This window comes from Thermodesulfobacteriota bacterium, from assembly GCA_039028315.1.
In the GTDB taxonomy this organism is placed as follows: Bacteria; Desulfobacterota_D; UBA1144; order Nemesobacterales; family UBA2774; genus CR02bin9.
In genome coordinates this window covers 1-6,210 of sequence record JBCCIH010000150.1, presented here as the reverse complement: position 1 = coordinate 6,210, position 6,210 = coordinate 1, and the positions used below count along the sequence as shown (strand labels likewise).

General features: G+C 40.5%; 8 protein-coding genes. 7 read left to right on the top strand and 1 reads right to left on the bottom strand.

The genetic code is table 11. The features are described 5' to 3' along the window. The 5 genes from AAF462_09275 to fghA all read left to right on the top strand — a co-directional run. Window positions 1–213, top strand: a 213-nt coding sequence (locus AAF462_09275; protein MEM7009308.1) for an IPTL-CTERM sorting domain-containing protein, incomplete at its 5' end; no start/stop codon positions are given. Between the two features lie 133 nt (window positions 214–346). Then, window positions 347–1,960 (top strand): hypothetical protein, encoded by a 1,614-nt coding sequence (locus tag AAF462_09270; GenBank protein MEM7009307.1) that lies wholly within the window; start codon window positions 347–349, stop codon window positions 1,958–1,960. A 58-nt stretch (window positions 1,961–2,018) separates the two neighbouring features. Continuing rightward, window positions 2,019–2,480 carry a hypothetical protein gene (locus tag AAF462_09265; GenBank protein MEM7009306.1) on the top strand — a complete coding sequence of 154 codons (462 nt, stop codon included), beginning with the start codon at window positions 2,019–2,021 and terminating at the stop codon, window positions 2,478–2,480. An 88-nt stretch (window positions 2,481–2,568) separates the two neighbouring features. Beyond that, the gene (locus AAF462_09260; protein ID MEM7009305.1) at window positions 2,569–3,072 is read left to right on the top strand and encodes an FUSC family protein; all 504 of its coding nucleotides are present in this window, start codon (window positions 2,569–2,571) and stop codon (window positions 3,070–3,072) included. 360 nt (window positions 3,073–3,432) lie between these two features. Next, window positions 3,433–4,281: an S-formylglutathione hydrolase gene (gene fghA, locus AAF462_09255; protein ID MEM7009304.1), complete on the top strand. Its 849-nt coding sequence runs from the start codon at window positions 3,433–3,435 to the stop codon at window positions 4,279–4,281. A gap of 353 nt (window positions 4,282–4,634) precedes the next feature. Here fghA and AAF462_09250 read toward each other — a convergent pair whose 3' ends face one another. Then, window positions 4,635–4,979: a hypothetical protein gene (locus tag AAF462_09250; GenBank protein MEM7009303.1), complete on the bottom strand. Its 345-nt coding sequence runs from the start codon at window positions 4,977–4,979 to the stop codon at window positions 4,635–4,637. Window positions 4,980–5,182: 203 nt separating this feature from the next. Here AAF462_09250 and AAF462_09245 point away from each other — a divergent pair, with 203 nt between their 5' ends. Both AAF462_09245 and AAF462_09240 read left to right on the top strand, forming a co-directional pair. Continuing rightward, entirely contained in the window at window positions 5,183–5,866 is a 684-nt protein-coding gene (locus AAF462_09245; GenBank protein MEM7009302.1) for a metallophosphoesterase, read from the top strand. 51 nt (window positions 5,867–5,917) lie between these two features. Next, window positions 5,918–6,210, top strand: a 293-nt coding sequence (locus tag AAF462_09240) for a substrate-binding domain-containing protein (GenBank protein ID MEM7009301.1), incomplete at its 3' end; no start/stop codon positions are given.

The following is a 6,210-nucleotide window of genomic DNA, read 5'->3' as shown; positions in this document are numbered from 1 at the left end:
GATGAAGTGCTTAGATACAACGGAACAACCGGTTCCTTCTTAGGTGTTTTCGTGACGGATGGAAGCGGAGGACTGAATAATCCTTCGGACTTGGTATTTCGTCCGCTGTCTCGAAATGTTCCAACATTATCTGAGTGGAGTCTGATTGCTTTAGCCTTAGTTTTGGGAATAGTAGGGTTTGTTATTCTTAGAAGACGCTTGTCCGTAAGTTAATGCCTATATCCTGATTGACATACAAGATCTAAAATAGCACTCCAAAAAAGAGCTTTTTTTATTTATAATAGTAAATGGCGTAGGGCTTTGACACGGGGTCAAACAAAATAAAAAGCTTATGTGGAGGTGCTTTATGATCTTATCACGACTAGTAGTTCTAGCTCTTATATTACTTTTTTCAATCAATAGCAGTTTTTCACAAGATACTAAAATGGCAGAGGGCTCACTGGGGGTTGTAGAGTTTGAAACCTCATGCGACGAATCTGTGGCAGCTGACTTTAACCGCGGTGTGGCTCTTATGCATCACATGATGTACGGGCAAGCCGAAAAAGTGTTTGCTCAGATTGCAGAGAAAGACCCAAATTGTGCGATGGCATATTGGGGAATTGCTATGACGCAGCTTCACCCGCTTTGGGCTCCGCCTAGTGAAGAAGAGCTCGATAAGGGATTAGATGCAGTAAACACAGCAAAATCGAAAAATCCTCCTACCAAAAGAGAGCAGGCTTATATATCAGCAATTGAATTGTTTTATGTTGACCATCACGAAAAGCCACATGCAGAGCGCATAGTTCTTTGGGAAGATGGTCAAAGGACATTGATGGAAGCATATCCCGATGACGCTGATGCGGTATCATTTTATGCTCTTTCTCATCTAGCAACAGCTCCTAAAGCGGATAAAACGTTTAAACACCAGCAAGAATCAGGCGCTATGCTAGAAGAGCTTCAAAAAACTGCTCCACAGCACCCTGGAGTTTATCACTACACAATTCATGCATATGACAACCCGGTGCTTGCTTCTAAGGGAGTATCACTTGCACAAGGCTATGATAAATTGGCCCCTGACGTACCGCACGCGCTTCATATGCCTAGCCACATATTTGTTAGACTGGGTATGTGGCCTGAGGTAATTAGCTGGAACTTAAGATCAGCAGACGCTGCTAAAAGACAGTCCGGCCCAGATGCCATCTCGCTTCACTACGTTCATGCCGCTGACTATTTAATCTACTCATACCTCCAAAAAGGTCAGGATAAAAAAGCACTCGAAGTCCTGGGTGATGTAAATAAAATTGCTAACTACCAAGACAGCTTTGCTTCAGCTTACGGCATTGCAGGTGTGCAGTCTCGCTATGCGCTTGAGACCATGAACTGGGAGGAGGCAGCAAACTTAGAAGAAAGGACTCATGAAAGTTTTCCTTGGGATAAGCACCCTCAATTTGAGGCAATAATTTATTTTGCAAAGGGAATTGGCGCTGCCAGAAGTGGAAATCTAGAATCTGCTCAAGAATCTTTAGATAAGCTAAATGCTCTATACGAAGCTACTAAAGATAAATACTGGTCAACAATTGTAGATGCTCAGAGAAAATCAGTAGCCGCATGGATCGAGTACGCAAATGGTGATAAGCAAAAAGCTCTCACCATGATGGAGGAAGCTGCAAACATTGAAGACTCTGTAGACAAACACCCGGTTACTCCAGGTGCAGTGCTGCCTGCGAGGGATCTGCTAGGAGATATGCTCTTAGAGATGGATAAACCTAAAGTAGCACTTGCTGCATATGAAAAAAGTCTTCAAATATCGCCAAACCGTTTCTATGCTTTATATGGTGCAGGTTATGCAGCGGAGCTCTCTGGCAACAGCAAGGCTGCAACAAAATACTATCAAGAGCTTATAGAGTTAGCAGCAAATGCAGACAGCCCAAGACAAAGGGTAGATAAGGCTAAGGAGTACATCTCGAATAATAAAAGCTAAGATTAGGGCTTGAATCCATATTACAGATCATTACTCTAAATAATAGAGGCACTGTGATATGGGCGAAGCAATTGTAAAAAATCTTATGTACTATCCGGTCTCCCCGGCTCCGCTTCACTTAATTGAGCTTCCAAAGACCAAGTGCAAGATTATCAAGAATAATGATAATAAAATTTACTGTGCCAAATATCCGCTGATCAAAGGCCTATTTAGAAAAGACGTGGATGAAACCAAAAAATATGGTCGGCTGATCTGCGACACTGTGGCAGAGAAGATGAAAAATTTTGGCTTTTTCACCTCTGATGAGCGTCCTGAGTATGGAATAAATTACGGAATCTCAAAAAAAGAGTATGCCTATATTTTTGAACAGCTTCAGGCCAAGGAAGATGAGCACTTAATTGTGATGTTTGCGTATCCAGAGCGTGAAGCTCTTCACTCACAGGACTTTTTTGAGAAGCTTATTAGAAAGACTTATTTTTCATATCATTTGGACGAGGATAAATTGCAGCTTTTTAGTTGATCTATATCCAAGTCGTCTACTAAAATCACAATCTATTAAGTATAATCTCCTCAAATCATAAATAGGACTGTTTTGAGGGCGGTAAATATTGTTTAAATCCCATATTGTAAGGGCTGCGATAGAAACTTTTTTTGTAGCCATAATTGCTTATGTCGCGGGCTATAACTTCAGCTCTATATTCCATGTTGGCACTGCAGAAGTAGGAGGGCTGTGGTCAGTAATTTCCGGTGTATTTGTAATGACAGAGGGAGAGTTGCTTACATTTAAATCTGCTAAATTGAGAGTACGCGCATCTTTTGTGGGCTGCCTTATTGCGGCGCTTTATCTGTATTTTTTCACTTTCGGAGTAATTGGATTTGCCATAAGTGTTGCCATAGGCGTTTATCTGTGCCATGTGCTCAACATCCCAGATCATGTAAAAACCACCAGCATTACAATATCGGTAGTTGTTATTATCTCAGCACTGGTGAGCGATATCGGTCCTATTGAGAATGCGAGTCTAAGGTTTGTCGAGTCAATCATAGGTTCACTATCAGCGGTATTAGTTGCGGTCGTTAGTATATATGTACTTAAGCTTGAGAAGAAAAAATAATTGTTAAATACTTAGTAATAATATAGGAAAGGGAGCCTCATTCACTTTGGAAGGGCTCCCTTTTTTGTTGTCATTTTTGACTTAATAGCCCGTTGGCTATTATTTTGCAAGTTTAAATTCCAACTCGCTAGTTGATCTAGGTTTACGCAATAAATGCTACCTTGTATGGTGGAGTGTCACATGTTCCCATTATTACTACCTCCATTAATATTATAGAGTATTTTGGGGTGCTGGGTCAAGTGTTTTATAACGTATGATAAGAGTTATCAATTGCTACAATAGCTAATGTCTTGATATTCTGTGGTATTATCAATATTTAGGACCAAGTTTTTAATGCCGGGAGTTGGTTTCTGAGTATATATGAGCAAGCTTAATTTATTAAAACAACATCTGTCTTTTGGTGGGAGGGTAGCATTTTATTCCCATCAGTCTGAGTCTACAAAGACGCCTATGAATTTCTCCGTATATCATCCGCCGCAAGAGTATAAAGTTAAAGTCCCTGTGTTATTTTGGCTCTCTGGTTTCGCATGCAATGAGGAGGATTTTATTACAAACGCGGGTGCACAAATGTGGGCGTCCCACCATGGAATAATGCTCGTTTGTCCGGACACCAGCCCAAGGGGCACTAATCTTCCAAGTGAAAATGACAGCTGGGATTTTGGCTCCGGCGCAGGGTTTTATGTAAATGCTGCAACCCCGGGCTGGGAAGTTTACTACAATATGTATGATTACGTTGTCAAAGAACTCCCTAAGATTGTAGATGGGAACTTTAATGCAGATATGGACCGAGTTGGCATATTCGGACATTCGATGGGAGGTCATGGAGCGTTAGTGCTTGGGTTAAGAAATCCCGATCTTTACAAATCGATCTCTGCGTTTGCACCAATTGGGGCACCATCACTTTGTCCTTGGGGACAAAAGGCGTTCACCGGATATCTGGGTGAGGATAGGGAGCTTTGGAAAGAGTATGATGCTTCAGAGCTAGTTAAGAAAGTCAGACGAAATGATATTGTGCTTGTAGATCAAGGCACCGATGATGAGTTCTTAAAAGATCAGCTCATGCTTGATTATCTAATTGAGTCATGTGTAGAAAAGAAATTCCCTCTAAAAGTTAGGATGCAAAGGGATTATGACCACAGCTACTATTTCATTGCATCATTTATAAAAGACCACATCGAGTTTCACGCTGAGAATTTTGAAAAGATTTAACTTTTGATTACATCTTCTCATAAAAAAACGAGTGGATATTGCAAGGTAACAATACCCACCCATAGGCACAATTAGCCTTTCCAAGAAGGGGACCTTCTGTATAAGATTTCCTTGATGATAGCATTATCAATACTGATAGTACAGTCCCAAAATCTTATAGTTTCTTGTTGTAACATATAAGACTAATGCAGGACTAACTTGCCTAAAGTTTTCTAAAACAGGTGATGGATAGCTAGAACAATCTATCTGGGAAGACAATTTAGTGTATATGTAATATCTACTTCTACGATCTTTGTATTAATGCACTTCCAACGCTTAGAATAAACATAAATGGACTGAGATTGCAATAGGGATTATTGCTCAGGAACTCCCGGAGGCAGCTCACCTGTAAACGGTTCTCTTGCCCAGAATGTGCCGTCTGACCATTCGATTATTGTTGCATCAAACTCTATTTGGCCAGTTATATTTTCTGCAGGCCAGTAGATTACTTCTTCATTAAAGGCTTTGCCGTGTGATTTGTTTCCAGCCTGATCGCGAACACTAAAACGCCATCCGCTGTCATATACTTCGAGAGTGTAAGGTTCTTCACCCGAATACCAAATGCCATCTATTCCATCTACTTGTGACCAAGAGCTTTGAGGCATTGCAAAACATAAAGCGAATACTGAAAACAAAAATGCACTAAAAACATATTTCATTCCAATATCTCCACAGGTGATAGTTTTCTAACCTACTTAATAAGTATAAGGCCGCTCTTAAACATATTCAACGCTCTATTGTTAAAATATATATAATTTGTTATATCTAAAATAACACTCAACAAGAACTAAATACATTTGAGTTCATTGCAACCCCCGTTATAATGAAGTCATATATTACGTCTTAACCCATAATCCAGAAAATGAGAACACTTTGCGTAGGTGATATCCACGGTAATTTTAGGGCGTTGGTACAAGTGCTAGAGCGCTCTAACTTTGATTTCAAAAAAGACAGATTGATATCTCTTGGGGATATTTATGACGGCCATTCTGGGGTAGTCAATTGTATTGATGTACTTATGGATGTTAAGCATTTCATTTGGGTGCTCGGCAACCACGACGAGTTTGTGAGAAGGTGGTTCAGAGGTAAATGGGACGGCGATCCACAATGGGAGGCCAGGTGGCTTCGCAAGGGGGGGAAAGCTACAAAAAAGGCCTATACTAAAAATGGAAAACTTAAGAAAAAACTTATCAAAAAACATTTGGAATTCTTAGAGAAAGCTGTCCTATATTTTATTGACGAAGACAATAGGCTTTACGTTCATGCAGGGATTGACTGGGACTATCCAGTTGATAAACAACCTGAGGAAAAGAATTACTACGCTGGTAGAGATACATGGCGTGTGGTTGCACCAAAATTGAAAAAAGCCAAGAAAAAATTTCCTTATAAAAATGTTTTTATCGGCCACACCCACACTGAGCTTGATTTTCCAGGGGGTAAACCTGTTAAGGTTGCTAACCTTTGGAATTTGGATCAGGGCGCGGGATGGGATGGCAAGCTGACCATTATGGATGTAAATACCTTTAAGTATTGGCAGAGCGATTAGAATTTTGTTGTTTTTGGTGCAGTGGTTATTATTTCTCTGAGAAAGATGATCATGAAATATATAAAAAGATATATATTCTTACTCTTTATTGCAGTGCTTGTAGGCTCAATGGCCTCTTGCTCTAAGAAGGCCCCAGTCATAGATTCTAGCGTTGAGCCGGTTAAAGTTGCCGTGAACTCTGAGTTCTTGCCAACAGCTAATCTTTTAGCCGAGCAGTTTACGGCTAACACACAGATAGCAGTTGAGCTTTCCTCTGGCCAAGACCCAGAGCTGTTTTCACAACTGCAAGAAGGCTCAGAGGTTGATGTTTATATGGCATCTGACCTAGCTCATCCAAACATGCT

Coding starts and splice junctions, on each gene's coding strand:
- AAF462_09270 (MEM7009307.1), top strand. CDS start 347: ATGATCTTATCACGACTAGTAGTTCTAGCTCTTATATTACTTTTTTCA.
- AAF462_09265 (MEM7009306.1), top strand. CDS start 2,019: ATGGGCGAAGCAATTGTAAAAAATCTTATGTACTATCCGGTCTCCCCG.
- fghA (MEM7009304.1), top strand. CDS start 3,433: ATGAGCAAGCTTAATTTATTAAAACAACATCTGTCTTTTGGTGGGAGG.
- AAF462_09250 (MEM7009303.1), bottom strand. CDS start 4,979: ATGAAATATGTTTTTAGTGCATTTTTGTTTTCAGTATTCGCTTTATGT.
- AAF462_09245 (MEM7009302.1), top strand. CDS start 5,183: ATGAGAACACTTTGCGTAGGTGATATCCACGGTAATTTTAGGGCGTTG.